At 63.9% G+C, this 25282-nt stretch carries 23 protein-coding genes; 8 read left to right on the plus strand and 15 right to left on the minus strand.

What is annotated here, in order from left to right; translation table 11 throughout:
* Window positions 1–190: 190 nt before the first annotated feature.
* From MKI86_RS20565 to MKI86_RS20590, 6 genes are all read right to left on the minus strand, one after another.
* Complete coding sequence (locus tag MKI86_RS20565; protein WP_241604831.1) at window positions 191–2092, minus strand: potassium transporter Kup; 1902 nt, start codon at window positions 2090–2092, stop codon at window positions 191–193.
* A 14-nt stretch (window positions 2093–2106) separates the two neighbouring features.
* On the minus strand, window positions 2107–3090 hold the full coding sequence (locus MKI86_RS20570) for a magnesium transporter CorA family protein (protein ID WP_370880030.1): 984 nt from the start codon (window positions 3088–3090) through the stop codon (window positions 2107–2109).
* 180 nt (window positions 3091–3270) lie between these two features.
* The gene (gene apbC / locus MKI86_RS20575; RefSeq protein ID WP_241604833.1) at window positions 3271–4452 is read right to left on the minus strand and encodes an iron-sulfur cluster carrier protein ApbC; all 1182 of its coding nucleotides are present in this window, start codon (window positions 4450–4452) and stop codon (window positions 3271–3273) included.
* A gap of 123 nt (window positions 4453–4575) precedes the next feature.
* Window positions 4576–5319 (minus strand): LuxR family transcriptional regulator, encoded by a 744-nt coding sequence (locus MKI86_RS20580; protein ID WP_241604835.1) that lies wholly within the window; start codon window positions 5317–5319, stop codon window positions 4576–4578.
* 84 nt (window positions 5320–5403) lie between these two features.
* Window positions 5404–6141 carry a helix-turn-helix transcriptional regulator gene (locus tag MKI86_RS20585; protein WP_241604837.1) on the minus strand — a complete coding sequence of 246 codons (738 nt, stop codon included), beginning with the start codon at window positions 6139–6141 and terminating at the stop codon, window positions 5404–5406.
* 260 nt (window positions 6142–6401) lie between these two features.
* The gene (locus tag MKI86_RS20590; RefSeq protein ID WP_241604838.1) at window positions 6402–7193 is read right to left on the minus strand and encodes an IclR family transcriptional regulator; all 792 of its coding nucleotides are present in this window, start codon (window positions 7191–7193) and stop codon (window positions 6402–6404) included.
* Between the two features lie 97 nt (window positions 7194–7290).
* On the opposite strand from MKI86_RS20590, the gene MKI86_RS20595 reads away from it, so the two are divergent.
* From MKI86_RS20595 to MKI86_RS20615, 5 genes are all read left to right on the plus strand, one after another.
* Window positions 7291–8055 (plus strand): SDR family NAD(P)-dependent oxidoreductase, encoded by a 765-nt coding sequence (locus MKI86_RS20595; protein WP_241604840.1) that lies wholly within the window; start codon window positions 7291–7293, stop codon window positions 8053–8055.
* Window positions 8055–8990, plus strand: coding sequence for a 2-dehydro-3-deoxygalactonokinase (locus MKI86_RS20600; protein ID WP_241604842.1), 936 nt, complete (start codon window positions 8055–8057; stop codon window positions 8988–8990). Before MKI86_RS20595 ends, MKI86_RS20600 begins: the two co-directional genes overlap by 1 nt.
* 53 nt (window positions 8991–9043) lie before the next feature.
* A complete protein-coding gene (locus MKI86_RS20605; protein WP_241604844.1) occupies window positions 9044–9682 on the plus strand; it encodes a 2-dehydro-3-deoxy-6-phosphogalactonate aldolase in 639 nt (212 codons plus the stop codon).
* A complete protein-coding gene (locus tag MKI86_RS20610; protein WP_241604845.1) occupies window positions 9679–10563 on the plus strand; it encodes an SMP-30/gluconolactonase/LRE family protein in 885 nt (294 codons plus the stop codon). Before MKI86_RS20605 ends, MKI86_RS20610 begins: the two co-directional genes overlap by 4 nt.
* Window positions 10564–10769: 206 nt before the next feature.
* Entirely contained in the window at window positions 10770–11432 is a 663-nt protein-coding gene (locus MKI86_RS20615; RefSeq protein WP_241604846.1) for a PRC-barrel domain-containing protein, read from the plus strand.
* A 69-nt stretch (window positions 11433–11501) separates the two neighbouring features.
* On the opposite strand, the gene MKI86_RS20620 is transcribed toward MKI86_RS20615, so the two are convergent.
* The 3 genes from MKI86_RS20620 to MKI86_RS20630 form a co-directional block, all read right to left on the minus strand.
* Window positions 11502–11837: a PilZ domain-containing protein gene (locus tag MKI86_RS20620; RefSeq protein ID WP_241604847.1), complete on the minus strand. Its 336-nt coding sequence runs from the start codon at window positions 11835–11837 to the stop codon at window positions 11502–11504.
* A 96-nt stretch (window positions 11838–11933) separates the two neighbouring features.
* Window positions 11934–13289, minus strand: coding sequence for a putative bifunctional diguanylate cyclase/phosphodiesterase (locus tag MKI86_RS20625; protein ID WP_241604848.1), 1356 nt, complete (start codon window positions 13287–13289; stop codon window positions 11934–11936).
* Window positions 13290–13430: 141 nt separating this feature from the next.
* A complete protein-coding gene (locus MKI86_RS20630; protein WP_241604849.1) occupies window positions 13431–15173 on the minus strand; it encodes a response regulator in 1743 nt (580 codons plus the stop codon).
* A gap of 267 nt (window positions 15174–15440) precedes the next feature.
* Between MKI86_RS20630 and mutL the strand changes: the two genes are divergently transcribed.
* Window positions 15441–17237 carry a DNA mismatch repair endonuclease MutL gene (gene mutL / locus MKI86_RS20635; protein ID WP_241604850.1) on the plus strand — a complete coding sequence of 599 codons (1797 nt, stop codon included), beginning with the start codon at window positions 15441–15443 and terminating at the stop codon, window positions 17235–17237.
* A gap of 125 nt (window positions 17238–17362) precedes the next feature.
* The gene (locus MKI86_RS20640) at window positions 17363–17599 is read left to right on the plus strand and encodes a DUF2093 domain-containing protein (RefSeq protein ID WP_241604851.1); all 237 of its coding nucleotides are present in this window, start codon (window positions 17363–17365) and stop codon (window positions 17597–17599) included.
* On the opposite strand, the gene lpxK is transcribed toward MKI86_RS20640, so the two are convergent.
* From lpxK to MKI86_RS20670, 6 genes are all read right to left on the minus strand, one after another.
* On the minus strand, window positions 17596–18642 hold the full coding sequence (gene lpxK / locus MKI86_RS20645; protein WP_241604852.1) for a tetraacyldisaccharide 4'-kinase: 1047 nt from the start codon (window positions 18640–18642) through the stop codon (window positions 17596–17598). The genes MKI86_RS20640 and lpxK overlap by 4 nt on opposite strands.
* Window positions 18643–18753: 111 nt before the next feature.
* Entirely contained in the window at window positions 18754–19485 is a 732-nt protein-coding gene (locus MKI86_RS20650) for an HAD family hydrolase (protein ID WP_241604853.1), read from the minus strand.
* Between the two features lie 11 nt (window positions 19486–19496).
* Window positions 19497–20813, minus strand: a complete 1317-nt coding sequence (waaA, locus tag MKI86_RS20655) for a lipid IV(A) 3-deoxy-D-manno-octulosonic acid transferase (protein ID WP_241604854.1) — start codon at window positions 20811–20813, stop codon at window positions 19497–19499.
* A 107-nt stretch (window positions 20814–20920) separates the two neighbouring features.
* Window positions 20921–21157, minus strand: coding sequence for a DUF4170 domain-containing protein (locus tag MKI86_RS20660; RefSeq protein WP_241604855.1), 237 nt, complete (start codon window positions 21155–21157; stop codon window positions 20921–20923).
* Window positions 21158–21216: 59 nt separating this feature from the next.
* Window positions 21217–22020 carry a 3'(2'),5'-bisphosphate nucleotidase CysQ gene (locus MKI86_RS20665; protein ID WP_241604856.1) on the minus strand — a complete coding sequence of 268 codons (804 nt, stop codon included), beginning with the start codon at window positions 22018–22020 and terminating at the stop codon, window positions 21217–21219.
* A gap of 4 nt (window positions 22021–22024) precedes the next feature.
* Window positions 22025–23371, minus strand: coding sequence for a TldD/PmbA family protein (locus MKI86_RS20670; RefSeq protein WP_241604857.1), 1347 nt, complete (start codon window positions 23369–23371; stop codon window positions 22025–22027).
* A 108-nt stretch (window positions 23372–23479) separates the two neighbouring features.
* On the opposite strand from MKI86_RS20670, the gene MKI86_RS20675 reads away from it, so the two are divergent.
* Window positions 23480–25264 carry a monovalent cation:proton antiporter-2 (CPA2) family protein gene (locus tag MKI86_RS20675; protein ID WP_241604858.1) on the plus strand — a complete coding sequence of 595 codons (1785 nt, stop codon included), beginning with the start codon at window positions 23480–23482 and terminating at the stop codon, window positions 25262–25264.
* Window positions 25265–25282: the final 18 nt, after the last annotated feature.

Consider the following 25282-nt stretch of genomic DNA (forward strand, 5'->3'; position numbering starts at 1 on the left):
GCGAACTTTCATATTTCGAATAATAGAGACAAGCAATTGTAATTATTGAATAATGTACGGTTATCATACAAGCGTACAAAGCACACATCTTGCTTGATGGTTGGTTAATGCTCATACATGCGCGAAGGGCAGGCGCAGGCCTCCTCTTCACGTTTTTGTCAGGAGCGTGAGAAAACGGCCGGCCGACGGCTCAGATCACGACGTGCGAGCCAAGTTCCACCACCCGATTCGTGGGCAGGCGGAAGTAGTCGGAGGGGTCTGTCGCGAGGTCGGCGAGGGCGATGAACAGGCGGTCCTGCCACATGGGCATGCCGGACTGCGCATCGGGCACCAGCTTGCGGCGGCCGAGGTAGAACGACGTCGACATGATGTCGAACTTGTGCCCAGCCTTGCGCATCACGCCGAGCGCCTGCGACACGTTCTGCGTTTCCATGAAACCGAAGCGCATCTCGATGCGTGAGAAGCGCTCGGAGATGCGCTCCACGGTAAAGCGGTCGGCCGGGGCCACGCGCGGCTTGTTGGCCGTCGTGATGGTCAGCACGAAGTTCTGCTCGTGCAGGACATGGTTGTGCTTGATGTTGTGCAGCAGGGCTGCGGGCGCGAAGTCGGGATCGCTCGTCAGGAAGATTGCCGTGCCCGGCACCTGCACGGGCGAATGCGTGCTGTGCTTTTCCAGCGACTTCACGAAAGCCGACATCGGCACCTCGATGCGGCGCGTCTTCTCGCGCAGGATGCGCGTGCCGCGGGTCCATGTCCACATGATCACCACCACGCCGGCGGCGATGGCGACGGGGACATAGCCGCCGTCATGGATCTTGAGCAGGTTCGCGCCGAGGAAGGTCAATTCCAGCAGGAAGAGCGGCAGAAGTACCAGGACGGCCGTGAGAGGCTTCCAGTGCCAGCGCGCGCGCAGGAATTCGAAGGCGAGCACTGTCGTCACGACCATCGCACCGGTGACGGAGATGCCATAGGCGGTGGCGAGCGATTCGGAGGAGCCGAAGAGGAAGACCAGCAGCATGACGCCGAGCAGCAGGACCGTGTTGACGGCGGGCAGATAGATCTGGCCGGTCTGCGTCTCGGATGTGTGGAAGATTTCCATGCGCGGCAGGAAGCCGAGATGGATGGCCTGACGGGTGAGCGAGAACGCGCCGGTGATGACCGCCTGGCTGGCGATGATCGTGGCAGCCGTGGCGAGGATGACCACCGGCAGCAGCGCCCAGTTCGGGAACATCAGGAAGAACGGGTTGGAAACCGTCTCCGGGCGGGCCAGCACCAGCGCGCCCTGCCCGAGATAGTTCAGGGTCAACGCGGGGAAGACCAGGCAGAACCAGGCCCACTGGATCGGCCGGCGGCCGAAATGGCCGAGATCGGCATAAAGCGCTTCCGCCCCGGTGACCGTCAGGAACACCGCGCCCAGCACGACGAGGCCGAGATAGCCTTCCGTCGCCATGAAATGCACAGCGTAATAGGGATTGAAAGCCGCAAGAATACCGAGATCGTCGGAAATATGCGTAATGCCACCAAGGCCCAGCACGACGAACCATATGGCGGTGATCGGCCCGAAGAACCTCGATACGGCAGCGGTGCCGAGCGATTGCACGGCAAAAAGCAGCACAAGGATGACAACAGATATCGGCACGACATAATCGCCGAAAGCCGGCGTGACGAGCGTCAGGCCCTCGACGGCGGACAGCACCGAAAGCGCCGGCGTTATCATGGCGTCGCCAATGAAGAGCGCCGCACCGGCCGCTCCCATGAAAAAGAGAATGGGCGCGTGCCTGCCGGCCGTCTTCATCAGCAGCGCCAGCAGCGACAGGGTGCCGCCTTCGCCGTGGTTGTCGGCACGCAGCAGAAAGAGCACGTATTTGATGGTGACGATGATCGTCAGCGTCCAGATCATCAGCGAGATGAGGCCTATGACCTCCTCGCGCACGAGGCCGTCGCCGGACACCGGGCGCAGCGCTTCGCGGAAGGCATAGAGCGGGCTGGTGCCGATATCGCCGTAGACGACGCCGACCGAGCCGAGCGCCAGAAGAAACATTGCGCGCGGGCGGCTTTCGGGATGCGCTGCGCTGCCTGTATTTGCGTGCATGGGGCGATCAGGCGTCAAAGCCAGCCTTTCCAGCGGAAAAAGAAAAACGGAAGGATCGCCGACAGGACCATCGCCACAAGGGTGAGCGGATAGCCGTAGGCAACATGCAGTTCGGGCATGAACTCAAAGTTCATACCGTAGATGGAGGCGATGAGCGTCGGCGGCAACAACACCACCGAGGCGATCGAGAAGATCTTGATGATGGCGTTCTGCTCGAGATTGATGAGACCGAGCGAGGCGTCCAGCAGGAAGGTGATGTTACCGGCGACGAAATTGGCGTGCTCGGACAGCGACTGCACATCCCGCGTCACCGTTCGGCAGAGTTCCAGACTGTCGCGATCGGATTGCAGCGCCGGCAGACCATGCAGGAAGGTCAGGACGCGCGACAGCGACAAGAGGCTGTCACGCGTCTTGGCGATGAGCCGGTGCAACGCGGAGACCTGCACCACCCGATCCTCAAGATAGCGCGGCGGCCGGCGTGAAAGATGCCGCTTGTCTCCGAAGACTTCCAGCGAAAGCTTGTCGGCCCGCGTCACGGCGATCTCGAGAATTTCGGCAGTGCGATCCACGATGGTTTCGAGCAGGCGCGTGACCATGACCGTCGGCGAAGAACAGCCGCCGGGAATGCGGCGCATGGCGGTTCGGAATATCTCGAAGGAGCGCGGGTCGGCGTAGCGGACAGTCAGCAGCCGTTCCGGCGTCAGGATGAAGGCGACGTCGGTGAGAAACGGCAGGTCACTTTCGGCCTTCACCATCAGCGAGGCCGTCATGTAGGCGGCACCGCCATCCGTATAGAGGCGGCTTGAGGGCTCGATGTCCTTGAGTTCGTCGCGCGTCGGGATTTCGAGGCCGAGCATTCGCTCGGCCAGAGCCTCGTCCGCGCGGGTCGGCTCGACCAGATCCACCCAAACGGCGCCGGCAAGAGCCTCCGCGGCGGCGGAATCGGTTTCAGCGGGCAGGGCTTGCGCCGCGCCATCGGGACGGAAGACGGTGATCACCGGCGAATGGCTCCGAAACGGACCATCGCACACACTCCTGTTACATACCGCCGCGCGGCAGGCTGGGGATATTGCGCAGCGCAACATAAAAATCAAGGCCCCCTCCCCGTGCGCGCATCCGGCGGCTGCGGGAGAAAGCCTTGTTCATGGTGTCCAGCGATCGAGAGCGGCGGCCAGGCGCTATTCGAATACGATGGCGGGAGCGCCGCGCGTACCCTTGCCCTGCACGGCCTCGAGCTCCTGCCAGACGCGGGTCGCAATCGCGCGATAGGTCTTCGCGGCCGCGCCCTCCGGATTGGAAACCACGACCGGCGTTCCGGCATCGGAGGTCTCGCGGATATCCATGGTCAATGGAACCTCGCCGAGGAAGGGAACGCCGATGCGCTCAGCCTCCTTGCGCGCGCCGCCGTGGCCGAAAATATCGTAGCGGTTGCCGGTGTCCGGCGCGATGAAGTAGCTCATGTTCTCGACGATGCCGAGCACCGGCACCTCGACTTTCGAGAACATGTTGAGGCCCTTGCGCGCATCGATGAGCGCAAGATCCTGCGGCGTGGAGACGATGACGGCACCGGCCAGCGGCACCTGCTGCGCCATGGTCAGCTGGGCATCGCCCGTACCGGGCGGCATGTCGACGACGAGCACGTCGAGCTCGCCCCACGCGACCTCCCGCAGCATCTGCATGAGTGCGGACTGAATCATCGGACCGCGCCAGATCATCGCCACGTCCTCATCGACGAGGAAGCCCATGGACATGACCTTGATGCCGTAGTTTTCCATCGGCTTGATGATCCGGCCCTCGATCTGCTGCGGGCGGCCGGAAATCTTCAGCAGCCGCGGCATGGAGGGGCCGTAGATATCGGCATCGAGAATGCCGACACGCAGTCCGTTGGCCTTCAGCGCGAGCGCCAGGTTGACCGATGTGGTCGATTTTCCGACGCCGCCCTTGCCGGAGGCGACCGCAATGATGGCACCGACGCCCGGAATGCCGGACTTGGCGCGCTGTTGGGGTTGCCCCGGCGCGGCGTGCGCGTGGCCGGCGTGATCATGTGCAGCGCCCCGGCCCGGCGGAGGCGGGGTCGGCGCACGGGCGGCCGCAGGGCCGGATGCGGCCCGCTTGTCCGCCGTCAGCGCGACCATGGCGGCCTTGATGCCGGGGATTTCCTTCACGACCCGCTCGGCGGCGGCACGCATGGGATCGAGTTCACGGGCGCGCTCGGCCGGCACGGTGATCGAGAAATACGCCTTGCCATCCGAGATGAAGACATCTGAAACGAGGCCCATATCGACGATGTTGCCGTCCATATCCGGGCCGCGCACCGTACGCAGCCGTTCCAGCACCTGTTCCTTGCTCACATCCGTCATGACATCCTCTTGAGACCCCGCCGTGCTATCGCCGGCCTTGTCCGTAGATAGTGCACGCAGCGGCTGCCGCCAACGACTTTGTCTGCGACGGGAGGCAGCAGGCCTGCGGCAAAAATGACGGCGTCAGGTAATGAGACCGCGGCGGATCGCCTTCACAACCGCCTGGGTGCGGTTGACCGCTTCGAGTTTGCGGGTGACCTGATTGAGATAATGATTGACGGTGTGCTCCGACAATCCCAAGATTTCCGCGATCTCCAGGCTCGTCTTGCCGGCGGCGGTCCAGCTCAGGCACTGGACTTCGCGTTCGGTCAGGACGACCTGACCGGTCTTCCAGGCCGAGCCGATTTCGGCAAGCCGGTTGAAGAGGTGCACGGAGATCATCTGCAGCATCAGGCGGTCTTCCCGCTTGAGGGAGAGATTGTCGCCACCCCAGACGACCGCACCCCGATTGCCGAGTGCATCGTGCACCGGGAAGAAGTGGCCGACCAGCATGCCGTGATCAGTCATCATTTCGAGAAGGTCGCCGAATTCCGGATTGGCGCTCGCCTCACCGAGCCATTCGCGCATGTCGTAGGAGAAGGGCACCGTGGTCAGCCGCAGCTTACGGATGCCCGCGCTGTGGCGAACCATCCGCATGGCATCGTATTTGGCGAGAACTTCCTGGGGCCAGTTGCTGACGATGGAATAGGCCGAAAGCTTTTCCGCCTCGAAACCCGGCAGATTGAACACGATGAAATATTTCAGACCATACTGCTCGCACCGCCGTCGCATATAGCGAACGATGTCGAACTGGGTGGCCAGCCCGGCAATCTCGGCGGCGTCGTCGTTTACCTGGTATTCCTCGCTGCTTTTTTCGTCAGCAGTCATTGTTGCCCCGCACTGTTTATTTTTCCCCTTGAGCAGTTGGAGCGGGACCACGCACATTCCAGACAGTCACAAGGTTTCTTCCCATCAGTTCAAAAGACCGGCCCTGATCGCCTTGACGACGGCCTGGACCCGGTTGACCGCATCGAGCTTGCGCGTCGCGCGGTTCAGATAATGGTTCACGGTATACTCCGAGAGACCGAGTATTTCCGACATCTCCACGCTCGTCTTGCCCGCCGAGGCCCAGGAAAGGCATTCGATCTCGCGGCGTGACAAGGACACGTTCTGGCGCCGGCGTGCCCGCAGTTCGAGAACCTGGGTGAACACGAGATTGGCGACCGCGTTCAGCTCCGCCATCTCGTTCGGTCGCAACGCTGCCCGCGTTCCGCCGAAGGCGAGCGCCCCGCGCAGGCCGGCGGAATTGTGCGCCGGAAAATAAGCGCCGCGTGTCAGGCCGTGGCCGTCGAACAGCTGCATGGCGATCTCAGACTTGCCATCCGAGCGGCGGCGGTTGGTGCGTTCGGCGTCATACGAAAAGGGGGTCGTGCTCTGTCGCAGATGCTCGATGACAGGACTGCCGAAAATGAGGCCCGCATTGTCATAGGCCTGCAGCATGTCCTTGGGCCAGGACGTCATGAGAACATGGGAGGAGAAATTCGTTGGCGCTTCCGACGGCACATTGATCAGGATGTAGCCGTTGAGACCATGACGCTGTGCAATGGCGAGCAAGGTATCGGCGATATCCGATTCCGATCCCATCGCCGACGGGACAGAATCCCATCGCTGCTGGAGCTTCGCAGAATCCGTATGAAGTCGATCCGCCATAGTCACCTTCCTTCAGCACGCATGCGAAAGTGCGGCAGAGCCCGCCGACACGATACACTGCTTGCTTCAGGAACCCCCGTATCCCAATGCAAGTATTTCCGATGAACCGCGCCTCAAGCCGCGATGAGCGACGCAGCCCGCAGGCGCGTCACCGATGAAGCTAATGACCCCCTCCGCTCGCGTCCAGCGCGATTTTCTAATTTACCGTAAAATGCGGTGATAAGATAAGGTTTGTGCGGTTACGTACATCAGATATCGCGTCAGCGTTGTGGGCCAAGCCGCGCGTCCAACTCACTCTTGATCGCATCGGCCGCCCTTCGCACCAGCGGAACCCAGGCGTCCAGCTTCTCCTGCCCCACCCGATAGGCCGGCCCCGTTACGGAAACGCCGGCGACCAGCGAGCGCGCGGCATCGCAGACCGGTGCGGCCACGCAGCGGATGCCGGGCTCGTGCTCTTCCCGATCGAAGGCCACGCCGCTGCGCCGCACGGCCTCCAGCTCGCCAAGCAGCGTTGCCCGGTCGACAATCGTCTGCGGCGTGAAGCGCTGGAACTCGATGCCCGACAGAATCACGTCCAGCGCGGCGGGGTCGAGCGTGGAGAGCGCAGCCTTGCCGACACCCGTGCAATAGACCGGCGAGGCATTGCCGATCTGCGAGTTCATCCGCACCGCCTGACGGCTTTCCACCTTATCGAGATAGATGATCTCGCGGCCGCGCAGCACACCGAGATGGACCGTTTCGCCCGTCTCCCCGTGCAGTGCCTCCAGAAAGGGCGCGGCCACCGCGCGGAACTCGTTGCGCGCCCAGCTCGCCGAGGCAAGCTTCAAGAGGCGCAGGCCCGGCACATAAACGTGGTCGTCACGAAGCTCCAGCAGGCCCTCGTGCACCAGATGGGACAGCTGGCGGTGTAGCGTGCCGCGCGGCTGACCGCTGATTGCCAGCACATCCGTAAAGCGCATCGGCCGGTCGGCGAGTGCCACGGCCTCAAGCACCATCATCGCCTTGCCCAGCGTGCCGGTGCCAACCGCCTCATCGTTCCGCTCCATCACCATCTGCGCTGCTCCGCTCTTCTCTTGACAGTGCGAGAGCCTAACGAAATAATTCCGAATAATCAAACTCAGTTCCAAATAATGGAATAATTGGGAGGACATGATGGCGGGCCGTTATCCGGACCTGGCGGGACAGGGCGTTCTGATCACCGGCGGCGGGTCGGGAATCGGGGCGGCGCTGGTTGCGGCCTTTTGTGCCGAGGGCGCCCGCGTTGCCTTCCTCGACATTGCTGAAACCGAAAGCCGCGCCGTGGTCGCGCAACTGACCGATACGACCGCCCACCGGCCTCACTTCATCAAGGCGGACCTGCGCGACATCCCCGCCCTGCGCGGCGCGGTCGACGAGGCGATCTCCGTTCTCGGCGGCATCCGTGTGCTCGTCAACAATGCCGCGCGCGACGACCGGCAAGGGCTTGAGGACATCGAGCCAGACGGATGGGATGAGAACCAGGCCGTGAACCTGCGCCACCAGTTCTTTGCCGCCCAGGCGGTTGTGCCGGCCATGCGCAAGGGCGGTGGCGGGGCGATCGTCAACTTCTCCTCGATCGCCTACCTGCTCAATATGGGGGAACTGCCCGCCTATGCCACGGCAAAGGCCGGCATCATCGGCCTGACGAAATCGCTCGCAGGCAAGCTCGGACCAAACAATATCCGCGTCAACGCCATCCTGCCCGGCATGGTGCTGACCGAACGGCAGAAGCGGCTTTGGGTCGACGAGGCCGATGCTGCCGCCGGCATCGAACGGCAATGCCTGAAGCGCTCCCTCGTTGCCGAGGATATGGTAGGCCCCTGTCTTTTCCTGGCATCGGATGCATCCGCCGCCATCACCGCACAAACGCTCATTGCCGATGGAGGCATGCTCTGATGACCCACACCGCTTCCCCCACCGACGCCGCCTACGTGGCCGTGGACTGGGGAACGTCCAGCTTCCGTCTCTGGCTCGTCGGCCGTGATGGAGCCGCACTCGCCGAACGCCGCAGCGGCGAAGGCATGACGACTGCCGCGCGCACCGGCTTTGCCGAGGTGCTGCAAAGCCACCTCGCCGCCATTTCCGCGCCCGAGGGCCTGCCTGTGCTGATCTGCGGCATGGCCGGCGCAAAGCAGGGATGGGTGGAGGCAGGCTATCTCGATACGCCGGCCGCCCTTTCCGCCATTCCAGCGGCTGCTGTTCGGGTTCCCGGTGTCGAGGCCGATATCCGCATCCTGCCCGGTCTCGCACAGCGCGATGCGACGGCGCCCGACGTCATACGCGGCGAGGAAACCCAGCTTCTCGGCGCGGCCGCCGACCTCGGGAGCGGCAATCATCTCGTCTGCATGCCCGGCACGCACAGCAAGTGGGTGCGGCTCTCAGGCGGTAAGGTGGAGGGCTTCTCGACTTTCATGACGGGCGAACTGTTCGACGCCGTCGCGAAGAACACGATCCTCAGCCATGCCATTGCCGATGCAGGCGCGATTGCTCCTGACAACACGGCCTTCCGGGCGGCCGTCACGCGCATGGTCGCCAATCCGGCGCTTGCCACGAGCCAGCTGTTTTCGGTGAGGGCCGGCTCGCTGATTGCCGGGCTTTCACCGGAGGATGCGAAAGCGCGCCTCTCCGGTACGCTGATCGGCCTCGAAATCGCCGGTGCCCTGTCGCTGGCGGCGAAGGATACGCCCGTCATGCTCGTCGCGTCCGGCTCGCTCGGCACACTCTACGGACAGGCGCTGGCCGCCGCCGGCCTCTCCCCCACCGTTATCGATGCCGACACGGCTGTGCGTACCGGCCTTGCCGTCGGCGCAAAGGCCCTCTGGTCGCTTTAGTCATCAACGCAGCCAACGCCGTTGGCTGGAACGCCCCGAAGAAAGTCGCAACAATGAGCCGCATCCCCTTCCCGCCGATGAAATATCCGTTAATCGCCATCCTGCGCGGACTGAAGCCGCACGAGACGGAGGATGTCGTGGGCGCGCTGATCGAGACCGGATTCACGGCCATCGAAATCCCCCTGAACTCGCCGGAGCCTTTCAAGTCCATCGAAATCGCCGTGAAGATGGCACCGGAGGGCTGCCTCATCGGTGCCGGTACGGTGCTGACAGTGGAGGACGTGAAGCGCCTTGCCGATGTCGGCGGGCGCCTTATGGTGAGCCCGAATGTCGAGCCGGATGTCATTTCGACGGCCGCCGCCAAAGGCATGGTCACGATGCCGGGCGTCTTCACGCCGACCGAAGCGCTCGCCGCTGCAAGGGCCGGCGCAACGGGGCTGAAATTCTTCCCCGCCAGCGTGCTCGGCCCGTCAGGCATCCAGGCGATCCGCGCCATCCTGCCGCCGGAACTGGAAATCGCCGCCGTGGGTGGTGTCTCCGACCAGAATTTCGGCGATTATGCCGGCATCGGCATCCGCAACTTCGGCCTCGGTTCCAGCCTCTACAAGGTGGGCATGGACGGCAACGCGGTGCGTGCACGCGCCAAGGCGACGCTCGATGCCTATGACGCCGTTTACGGAGGAAAACGATGACAGACACTCACGCATTTACCGGCCGCGTCCTGTGCGACGTCAACAGCGAGCTGGGCGAAGGCCCGACCTACGATCCCGTGACCGACACCGCCTTCTGGTTCGACATCATCGGGCAGAAGCTGCATGAACTGCAGCTCGCCACCATGAAGAAAACCGTGCACGACCTGCCCTTCCTTGGCAGCGTGCTTGCCGTCGTCGATGCCGAGCGGCAGCTGATCGCATCCGACGAGGGCCTCTTCATCCGCACGGTGGCTGACGGCAAGATCAGCCCCTTTGCGCAACTGGAAGACAAGCCGGGCAACCGCTCCAACGACGGGCGCGTGCATCCGTCCGGCGCACTGTGGATCGGCACCATGGGACGCAAGGCCGAAAAGCACGCCGGTGCAATCTACCATGTCGCGGGCGAGCGGGTGACAAAGCTCTATTCCGACATCACCATTCCGAACGCCATCTGCTTCTCGCCGGATGGCAGCATCGGTTACTTCACCGATACGGATTTGAACCACCTCACGCGCGTCACGCTCGATCCCGCCACCGGCCTGCCGAGCGGACAGCCGGAAGTGCTGAGCGACGAGTCCACAACGCCCGGCGGCGTTGACGGGGCGGTCTGCGATGCCGAAGGCCTGATCTGGAACGCGCGATGGGGCTCCAATGCCGTGGAGGTTTACACGCCCGACGGCAACAAGATCGCGCGGCATCTGGTGCCCGCCTCGCAGTCGAGCTGCCCCGCCTTCATCGGTGCCAAGGCCGACCGCCTGCTGGTGACATCGGCATGGCAGGGCATGGATGCAGCTGCCCGCAGCGACGACCCGCATGCCGGCCAGACCTTCGAACTGGGCGTTGCGGTCAACGGTCGTTTCGAGCCGCGCTTCGCGCTCTGAACCCGGCCCTTACCGTCGATACAAGGGAGCGGCTGCCCGGACGTGAACGGGCGAGAGCCGCTCCTTTTGCATGGCGGACATCAAAAATGAGGCAAATTTTCTCGGAACCAAAACTCGGAGTCACCGTTGTGTGTGCATCAGCCGGTGCGGAGGATACTTCAAGACCGCCGCGCCTTGATACCAACGAGACGAAAGGCAGGTTTATCATGAGCAAGAAACTTCTTACCTCCGTTGCCGCTGGTGCACTTTTCCTTGGCGCAGCCCTGGCTCCTGCGGCATATGCACAGGACACCAACCAGCCCGCAGCCGGCCAGACGATGGAACAGCCCGGCATGACCAACGATGACGCCACGGGCACCACCCCCGGCGACACCGCTGCGACACCGGGTGCAACGACTGACCAGAACATGGCCGAAACGCCGGCTACCGCGACCGAAGATACGGCCCAGGCTCCGGCAGCTGCCGGTGGTGACTATCTGACGGCCCAGTCCGACCAGCAGATCAGCGCCAACACCTATATCGGCCAGGCTGTCTACAACAGCGCCGATGAAAGCATCGGCAAGATTTCCGACCTGATCATGGAAAAGAGCGGCGGTATTGACGCTGCGGTGATCGGCGTCGGCGGCTTCCTGGGCATCGGCGAAAAGTGGGTTGCCGTTCCGTTCGAGAAGATCGCGATTACGCAGGTCCCGGATTCGGACGACGTCAAGCTGACCACGACCGAAACAGCAGAAAGCCTGCAGGCAGCGCCGGAATTCAAGACCAAGGCGCAGCAGGTCTCCGAGCGTCAGGCCAACCAGCCGGTCGACAATTCGACCACGTCGTCGACCTCGGGCACGCTGCCCACCACGACCCAGCCGGCTGAATAAGCATCAGGCTAAACGATACAAGCCCGGTGGCCTTGAGCCACCGGGCTTTTTGTCCGCGAAAATGGCGCGTCAGCGGCGCAGGACCGGACGCACCTCCTCGTGGAAGAAACGGAAATAGGAGGTGATCTGTGCAAGCGCGTTGGTCGACAGTTTGTACTGGATTCCCAACCGCCCGTTTGAATACCAGCGCACTGTGCCGCTGAGACGACCAAGCTCCTCACTTTCGACCGTCACGAGCTGCCCCGGCATGACCTGAATGGGCTTTTCGATATCGAAGGCCATGCCGCTGGCCGACAGATCGACGACACGCGCGCGCGTCGTCTGATGCATGATCTTTACCGTCGCGAAAAGCCGCACGCTGGAACGATTGCTTGCCCGAACGGGCATATCCTTGATCGTCGTCATTCAGCACACCCCCATCGTTGCCGAGATAAACGCAGGGTAGTGAAAAACATTTGCCACCCGGCTAATGGATAGCGTTGAGAATCGGTAAACGTACACTCAGGATGCCGCGCGGCCCTCGACGGTTACGTAGCGATCGGCGAGGTAGCGCATCGTCGCCACGGCATCCGCCGGCTTTCCGTAGAAATAGCCCTGCCCCATGCCGCAGCCGAGCGCTTTCAGCTTCAGCGCCTCGGAGAAATCCTCGATACCTTCGGCAACGACGGCCAGATCAAGACCCTCGCACATGGTGACAATAGCCTTGATGATGTGCTCGGACGCCTTGTCGTTGGAAATACGCGAGACGAAGGCGCGGTCGATCTTCACCTTGTCGAAGGTGAAATCGCGCAGGCGCCCGAGGCTGGACTGGCCCGTGCCGAAATCGTCCAGCGAGATGCGAACGCCCGCTGCGCGCAGCTCGCAGACAATCTTCTGGGCCGTATCCGCATCCGTCATGACGGCGGTCTCTGTGATCTCCAGCTCCAACCGGCGCGGATCGAGCCCCACGCGATTGAGAATCGCCAGCGTGTTGAAGGCGGTCTTCGGGTCCATCAGCTGGGCGGAAGAGAGGTTGAAGGACAGAAAGAGTTCCTTCGGCCAGGAAAGGGCCGCTTCGGCTGCCTTGCGCAGCAGCGTGTCGGACAGCGCATCGATGAAACCACGTTCCTCGGCAAGCGGCACGAAGACCGCTGGCGATACATAGCCTAGATCGGCATCGCACCAGCGCGCCAGCGCCTCGAAGCCGACCACCGTATCATCGCGCAGGCTGACGATCGGCTGGAAATGCACATCAACCTCGTTGGCGATGATGGCGTTGCGCAGCGCCTGCTCAAGCTGCGTCGCCCGTTTCATCTCCTGGGCGATCTCCTGGGAATAGACCGTGATCTGCCCGCGCCCGCGACGCTTGGAGCGATAAAGCGCAGTGTCGGCACTTTTCAGGAGTTCGGTAAAGTCTTCACCGGCGAAGGGATAGATCGCAAAACCGAAGGAAGCGGACAGGCGCACGTTGCGGTCGCCCAGATCGAATGGCGCCGACAGGACCTCACGCAGCATCTGGCCGATCTTCTCCGCACCCTTGCGTTCGAAGACGAGCGGCAGCACGAAGGCGAATTCGTCTCCGCCATGGCGCGTGACGGTCGCCCCATCCGGGATGCAGGCCCTCAGGCGATGGGCGACCTGGCAGAGAATCTCGTCGCCGGCCCGGGGGCCGAACAGATCGTTGATGGGCTTGAAGCCGTCGAGATTGGTGATGCCGATGGCGAACGGCGCGGGGTCCTCCTCGCGCTCCTTGGCGATCTGGCGAACCTTGTCACGCAGTCGGTAGAGATTGCCCAACCCGGTCAACGGGTCGGTATAGGCCATGGCATGGAGGTCAGTCTGGGAAACATCCAGCGCCGCGTGATCAGCAGACTTCATTAATGATTACCCGTACTTGCACCCGACCTCCGAAGACTGCCTCACGATGCGGCATGAGCGTTAACAAATGCATAGCGCGTGATCGTCAGTCCTGCCCTCCAGCCTCCCTAAATATGGGGGGTTGACCCGTCCTTTCCTGATCTATGCGACGGATTTTTCCGAAATCCGGCTGACATAGCGCCGATAGATGGCCTCGATCATGTCGGGGCTTACCGGTTTGGTGATGTAATCGTCCATGCCGGCATCCATGCATTTCTGCATGTCGACGTTCAGCGCCTGGGCGGTAACCGCAACGATGGGTGTGCGGGTGCCTGTCAGCTTTTCCGCCTCCCGGATCTCCTTCGCCGCATCGATTCCGTTCATCAGCGGCATAGAGATATCCATCAGCACGAGGCGTGGCTGATGCTTGCGCCACAGCATGACCGCTTCTTCGCCGTTCTCGGCGATGCGGTGCGAGACGCCCATGCCCTCGAGGATCTGTGAAAAGACGAACTGGTTGATCTGGTTGTCTTCCGCCACCAGCACCTCGACGTCACCGACCGCGCCCGGCAGCATCGTCGTGATGTCGGTCGCGATATACCAGTCGTCGGCGAAAGTTGACGGCGTGACGACGATCTCGCCGAGCGGGGAGGCATCCTCCGACAAAAGCTCGTGGCTATCAACAAGGGTCCGCATGAAATCGGGGCCGATATCGTCGGGTGTGATGAGGCGCGTTTCAATGCCGTAGTCATTCTCGGCGATGGCCTCGCGCGCCGGCAGGTTCCTGTCGATGACGATATAGTCGAGGCTCAATCCGCCGGCAGCGGCAGCGGCGAGGAAGGCGTGATGTTCCGGTACGCTGTGGACGGCACAGCATTCCGCGCCGCGCGCCTTGAGCGCTGCGACGAGAATATCCTCGATATGCGGATTGGCCGTGACGACAAGCACGCGCTTTCCGGCAATCGTCCGCAACTCATCGGCATCCAGTTGGTCGAGCAACAGCCGGTGTTCCGCCTCGCGAACGGGATCGAAGCAGTTCTGCGCCTCGATGAAGCCGCCGGTCACGCGCAGGACCGCGTCAGTCGAAGCGGGATCGGCAACCCGGTTCTGTGCATAGGCGGTGACGTCCTGCATGACGGTGATAACGACCTGATGCTCGGGAGCCCCGATGCGGTACTTGTGTGTGATGGTGTAGAGATCGGAACCGTCGGCGCGAATGATGTGCTCGGCAAGGCTGGTCGGTTCGCCGGTCTCCAAGACCGTGCGATCACCCTGCTCGATCCGTTCGGCGGTTTCCGGATCGGCAAAGGCCCAGGACGAGCGCCCGACGATGGTTTCGGCGCTCGCCCCATAGATCGCGCAGAATGCCTTGTTCGCCGCGATGTAGGTCAGGTTGCGATCCTTGATCACGACCGGGAACGGCAAGGTTTCCAGGATATCCTCGGTCAGCGCGATACGCTCGAGGTCAAGGCGCCATTGCTCTTCCTGCTTCTTCTGCTCTGAGACATCGATGAAGGTGCTGACGCTGTAACCGCTCGGCAGGCGGCGCTTGCGGAAATGGATCCAGCGGTCGCGGCCGACGCGCTCGACGGCGTCGTGCTGTTCGCGCCAGTGGGCGGAAATGCGGGTCGAGATCCATTCCTCGCGGTTGATCGCCTTGTGGCGCTGATCCGGCGTGATGCCATAACGCATGCCGCTGTCGAAGATCGCGCCCAGCACATCGCGGAGGCGGGTGCCGGGGATGAGCATTTCGACGGGAATGGGAAAGTAGCGAAGGGCCTGACGGCTGGCGAAAACGAGGCAATCGTTCTTGTCGTACACGATCACGGCCGCGGCGAGGATATCGCACGCAGCCTCGAACATTCCCAGCCGGATGTGCGCGTCTGACGGCGCTACATCATTCATATTGGCCACCCCTGCCTGTCTGGCATTCCCGCTAACATGCTGATCGGCGCTTCACGCGCTCTTGGACATGGGAATGACAGCGGCCAGCCACGCTGAAATCGTCCGCCGGGCGACCGGCAAGCTTGTGCTCATACAAGCCAAACAGCACGTTCGCAGCATTTTATTAAAGCCTGATTAAATCTCGTGGGCGTGCCTTAAGGACGCGCAAGACGGGATAAGCCGCCAAGACCACTGGCGGGGACCGCGCGAATCCGCGAAAATGGCGCCATGACCATCAGGCAGCTTTCCGAAACCCTCATCAACCAGATTGCAGCCGGCGAGGTGATCGAGCGCCCCGCGAGCGCCGCCAAGGAGCTGATCGAGAACGCGCTGGACGCCGGTGCGACGCGCATCGAGATTGCCACTGCGGGCGGCGGAAAGACGCTGCTGCGCGTTACCGACAATGGCAGCGGCATGGCGCCCGGCGAGCTGGAACTCGCGATCCGGCGCCACTGCACCTCCAAGCTCGACACGGATCTGCTCGATATCCGCACCCTTGGCTTTCGCGGCGAGGCCTTGCCCTCTATCGGCTCGGTCGCGCGCCTTTCACTGCTCAGCCGCACGGCGGAGGCCAGCGAGGGCGCCGAAATCAGCGTAACCGGCGGCAAGGTCGAGCCGGTGCGGCCGGCGGCGGCCAATCGCGGCACCGTGGTGGAGGTGCGTGACCTCTTCTTCGCCACGCCGGCGCGGCTGAAATTCATGAAGAGCGAGAAGGCCGAAGCCTCCGCCATTTCGGATGTCGTGCGGCGCATGGCCATCGCCTTCCCGCATGTGCGCTTCGTGCTATCAGGCTCCGACCGGACGACGCAGGAATTTCCCGCGACCGGGACGGATCGCCTCGCGCGCATAGCGCAGGTGCTCGGCCGGGATTTCCGCGACAATGCCATCGAGATCGACGCGGAGCGGGAGGGCGTGCGGCTGACGGGCTTTGCGGGCGTGCCGACCTTCAACCGCGGCAACAGCCTGCACCAGTTCGCCTTCGTCAACGGCCGTCCCGTGCAGGACAAGCTTCTCTGGTCGGCGCTGCGGGCGGCCTATGCGGAAACCATCCCGCACGGGCGCTACCCGGTCGCGGTGCTTTCCATCGAGATCGACCCGGCCCTGGTGGATGTCAATGTGCACCCGGCGAAATCCGACGTGCGTTTCCGCGATCCGGGGCTGGTGCGCGGGCTTGTCATCGGCGCGATCCGCGAGGCGCTCGGGCGCGAGGGCGACCGGGCGGCCACGACCGGCGCCAGCGGCCTGATGCGCGCCTTCCGGCCGGAAGCGCAACGGCCCGCCACGCCCTGGACGCCTGCTGCCTCGCCTTATCGCCCGTTCGAGCCGGCAGCATCGATGCCGCTGCGCGCGGAGCAGGCCGGCTTTGCCGAATTCGCAACACCGTCTGCGCGCAGCGAGCCGGTCTTTACGGCACAGCAGCCGGTGCCGGACGACGCGCCGCAGCAGCATCCGCTCGGCGCGGCGCGCGCGCAGCTGCACGAGAACTATATTGTCGCGCAGACGCAGGATGGCCTCGTCATCGTGGACCAGCACGCAGCGCATGAACGGCTGGTCTTCGAAGCCATGCGCAATGCGCTGCATTCCCGCGCCGTGCCCGCGCAGGCGCTGCTCATCCCCGAGATCATCGATCTGCCGGAAGACGATTGCGATCGGCTGGTGGCCCATGCCGAAGAGTTCGCGACACTCGGGCTCGGCATCGAGCGCTTCGGACCGGGCGCGATTGCAGTGCGCGAAACGCCCGCCATGCTCGGCGAGATGGATGCGGCCGGCCTCATCCGTCAGCTGGCGGACGAACTTGCCGAATGGGACACGGCAAACGGCCTCAAGGAAAAACTCGAATATCTCGCCGCGACCATGGCGTGCCACGGTTCGGTGCGCTCCGGGCGGCGCATGCGGCCGGAAGAGATGAACGCGCTGCTGCGGCAGATGGAGGCGACACCCGGCTCTGGCCAGTGCAATCACGGCCGACCAACCTATATCGAACTGAAGCTGTCGGATATCGAGCGACTTTTCGGACGCAGCTGAACGGCGAAAGCGCTGGAAATTTGGCCCTCGCCGCGATATGCACCATGAAGCTTTCTTGACGTAATTCCGGATACGAATCGTTTGCCGAAGCGGAATTGCCAGCAGTGATACGGATACTGAAATCGATGATGAACCGTTTTGAAGGCCGCAACGGCAGTCGGGAAGCGAAGATCCGCTACCTGGATGGCGATTTCCAGATCCTGATGCCGGGTTCGCACGTCATCTGCGCGATGACGGGTGAGACGATTCCGGTCGAGGAACTGCGCTACTGGAGCGTCGCGCGGCAGGAAGCCTATATCAGCTGCGCAGCCTCGCTCGACGCCGAAAAGCGTGCCGGCGCCCTGCCGACGCAGAAGCGCTAGGGTTTCGCTCCGGCCGGGCGCTGCAGCTTGCGCTGCCGCGCATTGGCGATCGCCGCATCGATGATCGCGTCCGGGCCCTTGGGGTCGTCGAACCGGATTTCCACCTCGATCACCCGGCTCTTTTCCTGCAACTCCTCAGACCGGCCGTGCCCGCCGCCGAGCCGCACGCTGTCCTTGGCCGTGGTGACGAGCCCGCACCCCAGTTCTGCGGCCTGCTCAAGGAGCTCGGCGACCTCGTCCTCGGCGAGGAAATGATGATCGGGGAAGGAGCGCGTGATCTGGAGCTGCGCGCCGGTCTCGCGCACGGTCCGGAAGAACTTCTCGTTGTCGGCAATACCGGACCAGGCCATGACGGCCTGCCCTGCGAGATCGCCGGCGCCGACGGTTACCAGCGTTGCCGGATGGATCGCCTTTCCGGCGCGGGCGGCCTGGCGGATCAGCCGGTCGGCTGCCGTACCATCGCCGATCGCGAGCAGGGCGCTGGCCTGCCGCATCTGCTCGTCGAGCGGTGCACGCACCGGCCCTCCCGGAACGAGATGGCCGTTTCCGATGCCGCGGCGGGTATCGATGACGACGAGCGCGTAATCGAAAGCCAGGCGCGCGCTCTGGAAACCGTCGTCCATGATGATGAGGTCGGCCCCCTCCTCCACCAGCTTGAGCGCACCCTTGATGCGCTTTCGGGAGATGACCGTCAGCGCCTCGCGGGCGAGCAGCAGCGGCTCATCACCTACGGCACGGGCCCGGTGGTGATGAGGATCGACGACAGTGGTGACATCGAGCGAACCGCCATAGCCGCGTGACAGAAAGCCGGGCTTCAGGCCCCGCGCCTTGGCGGCACGGGCAATGGCGATGGCCGTCGGCGTCTTGCCGGCGCCGCCCACCGTGAAATTGCCGACGCAGATGACGGGAACGGGCACTTGCGCCCGGCGACCGCTGCGCATGCGCCGTCCCGCGATCAGCCCGTAAAGGCGCGAGATGGGCCAGAGCGCCCGGGCTCGCCAGTCGGGCTTCGTCCACCAGAACGGCGGCGCTTCACTTACCATTTCATCCCCCGCAGGCACCCCTGCCCGTTCGTCGGCACAAGAAACGCGAGAACGGTGTGAAAATCAACCATCGGGCCTGTGACCGGGGCCGCGAAGCGCGGAGGATAGCGCTCAAGCCACCGGACGCGCGGCGGCGCCGGAAAACAGTGGCACCAGTTCGGTGATGTCGTTGAGGCAATAGTCTGATGCCTCCGACAGCGATTGCCGCGAGCCCGTTCCAGTGAGCACCGCGACAGTAATACCGGCACCGGCGCTGCGCCCCATATGGAGATCGTGGTTGTTGTCACCGACCACGGCGACCTGATGCGGTTCCAGCCCTGTCGCTGCGCAGAAGCCCAGCACCATGCCCGGTTCCGGCTTGACGCCGAAGCCGCTGTCATAGCCTGCGACATAGTGCAGGTAGCCGTCGAAACCGAAGCGCTTGGCCGTCGCGCGGATGGAGGCCTCGTTGTCGGACGAGGCGACGCCCAGCCGGTAGCCGCGCGCATGCATGGTGGCGAAGAAGGCCGCAAGGTCGGTGACGGCGACGGCCAGCTGCGCCGAATTGGCGAAAAGCCCGTCGAAATGGGTGGTGAGCGTTTCCACCGTGAACGGCGCGCCCGCCGCGACAAAGCCCTCGGCGATTTCCACTGTGTTGCCGGCCGCCAGCAGGCTGTCGGGGGTGACATGGCCTGTGTCCGGATCCATGCCGCCGGCGACGAGCAGCTTGCGGGCAAGGTCTTCGTCGCCCTTGGCGGCGATGCGGCCAAGCTCGTAGTTCACGGGAACCCAGCTCTTGGCATAGTCGAGCAACGTGCCGTCCTTGTCGAAGAGGATACCGGAGATCGCTTCGGCCTTCGTCATGTCGCGTCCTTTCAGGAGGACTGGCGCGGGTGTAGCCGCGCCTTCACGGTGAGGGGATTGATATAGGGTTCGAGCCCCTTGACGGTGGCGCGCAGCGCGCCGCGCATTTCCTGCACCGTCTCCTGGCCTGCATCGATCATCTGCCGGCGCATTTCCTCATTGTTGAGGAGATAATGCACGCCCTTGGCCAGCATCTCGACATCGCGCACCATCTTGGCGCTGCCATTGCGGGCGAGCTGCTGATAGGTCTCGCGGAAATTCTGCACATTGCCGCCCGACAGGATCGCGCAGCCGAGCATGGCCGGCTCCAGAGGATTCTGCCCGCCTTCCGCAAAGAGCGAACGCCCGACAAAGGCGACCTCGGTCATGCGCAGGTAGAGCCCCATTTCGCCGATCGTGTCGCCGAGGAAGATATCCGTCTCCGGCGTCAGCGGCTCGCCGGAAGTGCGCCTCACGACCTTGAGGCCGCGCGACATCAGCATATCCGCGACGGCATCGCTGCGCTCGGGATGGCGCGGCACGATAATGGTGAGCAGGCCGGGCGTGCGCTCCTTCAGGGCGCGGTGCACGTTGCCGGCGGCGGCTTCCTCGCCCTCGAAGGTCGAGATCGCCGCCCAGGTCCGGCGACCTTCGATCTGGCCGAGATAGGTCGCGAGCGCATCGGCATCGGCCGGCGGCGCATCGGTATCGACCTTGAGATTGCCGGATACCGTCACCGGCAGCGCGCCGAGCGCGCTAAACCGCTCCGCATCGACATCCGACTGGGCGATGACCAGCGCGAAATTTTCGAACAGCGCCTCGGCGAAGGCCTGGCGGCGCTGCCAGCGCGGGAAGGAACGATCCGAGATACGGCCGTTCACCAGCACCTGAGGGATATGGCGCTGGCTCAATTCCAGAATGGTCATCGGCCAGATCTCCGACTCCGCCATGATGGCGAGATCGGGGTGCCAATATTCGAGGAAGCGGCTGACCGCAGGCTTCAGGTCGAGCGGCACATACTGGTGGATGACATCGGAACCGAGCCGGTCCTGAACGACCTTCGCGGACGTGACGGTGCCCGTCGTCAGCACCACGGCGATGCCGCGGCGGCGCACTTCCTTGATGAGCGGAATAATCGAGTTGGTCTCGCCGACGCTTGCGGCATGGAACCAGACCAGCGGGCCGGCGGGACGCGGCACGGCGGCTACGCCATAGCGCTCGCGGCGACGCGCGCGCTCTTCCTTGCCCTTGGCGGCGCGCACGGCCAGATAGGGACCGATGACCGGGTAGAGCGCGACGCCTCCCCAGCGGTAAATCGAAAGCGTGAGACGGGCGAGCCGGCTGCTCATCGGCAAGGCACCTTCGTTCGGGCTTTCGGGTTGTGGAGGGTCATGAAGGGTCCGGTCTTTCTGTCCGGCGCGGTCAGGCCGCGCGGGACTGGGGCGGTGACGACGGCTCAGCCGTTGCGCGGGTCCAGAAGACGGTGCATGTGCACGATGAAGTAGCGCATGTGCGCATTGTCCACGGTCTGCTGGGCCTTGGATTTCCAGGCGACGAGCGCGCTCGCATAATCGGGGTAGATCCCGACAATATCGAGGCTATTGAGGTCGCGGAACTGAAGGTCGTCGAGGGTCTTCAGTTCGCCGCCAAAAACGAGATGAAGGAGCTGTTTGGGTTCGTTCGTATCGGTCATGTCTTCTCTCTTTATTATGCCGAATTCGGCTCACGGTTTGCGGTATTCCGCATAAAAGGTCAATGGTCGGAGAGGTCGCGTGCGGCCTCCACAAGTGCGGGAAGCCGGGACAACCCGGCCGCGCACAGCGTGTCGTGGCTGACAGCCGGGCGGTTGTAGACGAGAGGCTCACCGTCCAGCGACACGAGCGCCCCGCCGGCCTGCGCAAGGATGATATCGGCGGCGGCCAGATCCCAGTCGTGCGAATTGCGCTTCACGAGCGTCGCATCGATCCGCCCGTCCGCCACCATGGCAAGACGATAGGCAAGCGACGGTACATGGGCGATACGGCTCATGTCCCCGATCCGCCGGCGATCGATGTCGCGCACCATGTCCTCGGGGGCGGCGACGCGCATCGCACGTGTGTCGTCCGGCCCAGTCACGGCAATGGGCGCACTATTCTTCAGCACGGATCCGCTGGCCGATGCCGTAAACAGTTCGTCGAGCGCGGGCGCGAAGAGAACGCCCGCCACCGGGCGTCCGCCATGCACGACGGCGGCGCTGACGCACCAGATATCCTTGCCGGCGATGAAGGCGCGCGTGCCATCGATGGGGTCGATGACGAAGACGGTCTCGCAGCCGAGCCGCGCCGCGTCGTCGTCGGTCTCCTCCGACAGCCAGCCGTAATTGGGGCGGGCACCAAGCAGTTCCGTCTTGAGGATATCGTTTGCCGCGAAATCGGCAGCACTCACCGGCGAGCGGCCGCCGTTCTTCCACCAGACCTCCGGGCCCTTGCGGAAGAATTCCAGCGCCTTGGCGCCGGCCAGCCGCGCGGCCCCCACGAGGAGGTCGAGATCGGCGGCCCAATCTCCAGCGGGGTGCATCGGGTCACGTTCCCGCAAGCGTCATGCCCTCTATGGCAAGCGTCGGCGCGGCCACCCCGAACGAACGGTCGATGTCGTTTGCCGGCGTGATGCGCATGAACATGTCGACCAGATTGGAGGCGATCGTCACCTCGGAGACGGCAAAGGTCAGTTCGCCGTTTTCGATCCAGTAGCCGGAGGCGCCGCGGCTGTATTCGCCCGTCACCATGTTGACGCCTTGGCCGATCAGCTCCGTGACATAGAAACCGTTGCCGACCGAGCGGATCAGTTCCTCCGGGGATATATCTCCCGGCTCCAGAGCAAGGTTCGTGGAAGCCGGACTGACGGAGGTTCCGCCGCGCACGCCGCGGCCGTTTGTCTTCAGGCCAAGTTCGTTCGCCGTGGAGGTCGAGAGGAACCAGTGCTGCAGCACACCATCCTCGATCATCGCAAGACGCTTGCCCGTGACGCCCTCGCCATCGAACGGACGCGATGAGGAGCCCCGCACGATGAGCGGGTCGTCGGTGACGGAAAGCCCCGCCTTCAGGACCTGCTTGCCCATGCGATCGCGCAGGAAGCTGGTCTTGCGGGCGACGGAGGCGCCGTTGATCGCACCGGCGATATGGCCGGCAATGCCGCGCGCCACGCGCGGATCGTATATCACCGTCACGTTCTTTGCCGTCGGCACTTGGCGCGGGTTCAGCCGGCGCACCGCACGGGCGGCAGCCTCGCGGCCGATATCCTCGGCATCGCGCAGTTCCGCAAAATACAGGGAAGAGTCGAAATCGTAGTCGCGCTCCATCTTCGTGCCTTCGCCCGCGATGACGCTGACGGAACGGCCGAAGCGGCTGGCGCTGTAGGCGCCGGAAAAGCCGTGCGAGGTGGCAAGCACAAGGCCGCCCATGCCGGCGGATGCGCCGGCCCCGCCGGAATTGGTGATGCCGGATACGGAAAGCGCTGCGGCCTCGGCGGCAAGGGCAGCTTCGGTGAGCTGGTCGGCGGAGACCTCGGTCGGATCGAAGAGTTCGAGGTCCGGCCACGCCTTGGCAAGGTCGCCTTCGGCGGCGAGCGACGCAAAGGGATCTTCCGGTGAGGCCTTGGCCATGGCCACGGCGCGCTCCGCGAGCACCTTCAGGTCGAAGCCCGGATTGGCCGAGACGCTGGCGACGCGTTTTCCAACGAAGACGCGCAAGGAGAAATCGTCGCTTTCGGAAGCCTCCGTGCCCTCGACCTTGCCGAGGCGCACGCTGACCGAGGAGGACCGGCCACGGACGACGACGGCATCGGCCGCATCCGCCCCCGCTTGAATGGCGCGGTCGATAAGTTCACCGGCGCGCCCGAGAAGGCTTGCGGAATCGATTGTCTGTGACATGACTTGGCCTTTCTTTGATGCCCCATTTATTGTGCGCCGACACAGGCATCAAGGGAGGTCGTTCCTTTTTTGCCGTGCAGCCGCCATCCCGCAGAGAAAGCCTTCCGCATGCAATATACGCACAGCTCGTACAACGAGGTCCTGATGATGCTCGGCGGGGCGCTTCTTGCCGCGCCGATCTTCAAGCGACTTGGGCTTGGCACCATTCTCGGCTATCTCGCGGCGGGTGTGGTGATCGGCCCCATCCTGCACCAGATCCGCGATGGCGAGGAGCTGCTGGGTGTCGCCGAACTCGGCGTCGTGTTCCTGCTCTTCCTGATCGGGCTGGAGCTGAAGCCCTCGCGCCTGTGGTCGATGCGCCATGATATTTTCGGGCTTGGCATCGCACAGGTGGTGGTGACGGGGCTCGTCCTGGCGGGGTTTGTGCTGCTCTTCGGGCTGGAGGAGTGGGACGGCGCGCTGATCATCGGTTTCGGGCTTGCGCTGTCCTCCACCGCCTTCGCCATGCAGATCCTCGATGAGCGGGGCGACACGAACACGCGCTACGGCCAGCGCGCCTTTTCGCTGCTTCTTTTGCAGGACCTTGCCATCGTGCCGCTGCTGGCGCTGATACCGCTGCTGGCCGAACAGGCGCCGGAGGACACGACAAGCGCCTTCCATGATTTCATGGTCGCGGTCGGAGCGATTGCCGCCCTGCTGGTCGCTGGTCGCTACCTGCTCAACCCGCTGTTCCAGATCATCGCGCGCACCGGCGCGCGCGAGGCCATGATTGCGGCGGCGCTGTTCGTGGTTCTGGCCGCCGCCATGCTGTTGCAGATGGCCGGGCTTTCCATGGCCATGGGTGCGTTCCTGGCCGGCGTGCTGCTCGCCGATTCCTCCTATCGCCACGAATTGCAAGCGGATGTGGAGCCCTTCCGCGGAATTCTGCTCGGCCTCTTCTTCATGGCGGTCGGCCTGTCGCTGCATCTCGACGTGATCTTCTCCAGCTGGCTGACGATCCTGATCGCGACACCTGCCGTCATGCTGGTGAAGGGCCTCGTCATCTATGGCCTCTGCCGCTTCACAGGTTCCTCGCACAATGATGCGGTGCGCATCGCGCTCGTGCTGCCGCAGGGCGGTGAATTCGGCTTCGTGCTTTTCACGGCGTCAGCTGCGGCCGGCATCTTCTCCGGCGGGCTCGCCTCACTACTGATTGCCGTCGTGACCATGTCGATGGCATTGACGCCGATTGCCGCCGCGCTCTCCCGCTTCCTGCTGGTAGAGGATCCGGAAGAGGAGATGGAGGAGGATTTCGAAGGCGCCGGCGCCGACGTGCTGATGATCGGCTTTTCGCGCTTCGGCCAGATCGCCGCGCAGATCCTGCTGGCCGGCGGCCGCGAGGTGACGGTCATCGACCATTCGACGGACCGCGTGCGACAGGCCGCGAATTTCGGCTTCCGCATCTATTTCGGCGACGGCACGCGAAAGGATGTGCTGCGCGCCGCCGGCATCGAACGGGCGAAGATCGTCGCCGTCTGCACGCACGGCAAGACCACCACGGACCGCATTGTCGATCTCGTTCAGTCGGAATACCCGAACGCCACCGTCTTCGTGCGCTCCTATGACCGCGTGCACACGCTTTCGCTGCGTGCCCGCGGCGTGCAGCACGACGTGCGCGAAACATTCGAATCCGCGCTTGTCTTCGGCCGCGAGACACTTGAAGAGCTCGGTGTCGAGCCCGACGATGCCGTGGCCATCAGCGACGATATCCGCCGCCGCGACGTGGCGCGGCTGGAACTTCAGGCGGTGGAAGGACTGGCCGCGGGGCGGCACATGCTGCATTCCGCACCAGTGAAGCCGGAACCGCTCGTGCGGCCGAAGAACCAGATGGCCGATACGGACGAGGACGTCTGAGCGCTGTCGACTCGGCGG

The organism is Shinella sedimenti (assembly GCF_022601905.1).
Classification (GTDB): domain Bacteria; phylum Pseudomonadota; class Alphaproteobacteria; order Rhizobiales; family Rhizobiaceae; genus Shinella; species Shinella sedimenti.